This window comes from Rickettsia sp. TH2014 (assembly GCF_019249195.1).
In the GTDB taxonomy this organism is placed as follows: Bacteria; Pseudomonadota; Alphaproteobacteria; order Rickettsiales; family Rickettsiaceae; genus Rickettsia; species Rickettsia felis.
Map to the genome: position 1 here is coordinate 1 of NZ_MXAX01000048.1, position 901 is coordinate 901.

Consider the following 901-nt stretch of genomic DNA (forward strand, 5'->3'; position numbering starts at 1 on the left):
GCTAAAGGCATGCAGATTGGGGAAGCTAAAAGAACTATGGAAGTAGCTAAAAATATGCTTTCTAATAATTACTCTATTCCTGAGGTTTCTCGTATTACCGGTTTGTCTATCGCCGAAATTAACGATCTCCTTAAATCTTAACTTCTACAGCTGTAGAAGTTAAGTTTGTCTAAATCGGTTCTAGGCCGTATTACTTTTTGCCATAGGAACGTAATAAATTGATTGCATTTTGGTCATTTTGCATCTCAGCCATTTTTAATGCTGTAATACCATTTACATCTTTCGCATTTATATCAGCTCCATGCTTAAGCAATATTTTAATATGTTCTGTGTTAGCGATACTACCATTCTCGAAACACTTAGTAGCTTTTATTAAAGGTGTTTCTCTATTACCATCAGATAGGCGTTTATTTACATTTGCACCATGCTTTATTAGTAATTTTACTATATTTGTATCATGACAAATAGCATTATATAGAGCTGCTCCACCGGCTCTGTCCAAATAAGTGTGTAAATTTCCGAAAGGTTATATAAAAGAAAATATAACAAAAAAAGACATTACAATGACAGAGAAACAAAATGCTGCAATGGATCAAGCGATAGATTTATTGATTCATAATGATACAGATGTATCAACCGTATTCAAGGAAGATGGTTTATTAAAAGAACTGACCAAGCGTCTTGTAGAGAAAGCCTTATAGTCTGAGATGAATAATCATTTAGGATATAGCAAGTATAATCAAAGTGATACTCAGAATTCACGTAATGGTTATAACACAAAGAATCTGATTACTAAAGAATGGTGCTGTTGAGATTGAAGTGCCAAGAGATAGAAATAGTAGTTTTGAACCATCATTAGTAGCAAAGCGTCAAAGAAGACTTGATGGTTTTGATGATAAAG

Annotated in this window: 2 protein-coding genes and 2 pseudogenes; 3 read left to right on the forward strand and 1 reads right to left on the reverse strand. The window is 33.2% G+C overall.

Going from position 1 to position 901, the window contains the following annotated elements; all coding sequences use genetic code 11:
* A pseudogene (locus KYQ89_RS07535) lies at nt 1-141 on the forward strand (transposase); the annotation flags it as partial.
* Between the two features lie 49 nt (nt 142-190).
* Here KYQ89_RS07535 and KYQ89_RS00675 read toward each other — a convergent pair.
* Nucleotides 191-502, reverse strand: coding sequence for an ankyrin repeat domain-containing protein (locus KYQ89_RS00675; protein WP_256621165.1), 312 nt, complete (start codon nt 500-502; stop codon nt 191-193).
* Between the two features lie 4 nt (nt 503-506).
* On the opposite strand from KYQ89_RS00675, the gene KYQ89_RS00680 reads away from it, so the two are divergent.
* Nucleotides 507-701: a hypothetical protein gene (locus KYQ89_RS00680; RefSeq protein WP_218459896.1), complete on the forward strand. Its 195-nt coding sequence runs from the start codon at nt 507-509 to the stop codon at nt 699-701.
* 106 nt (nt 702-807) lie between these two features.
* A pseudogene (locus KYQ89_RS08160) lies at nt 808-901 on the forward strand (transposase); the annotation flags it as partial.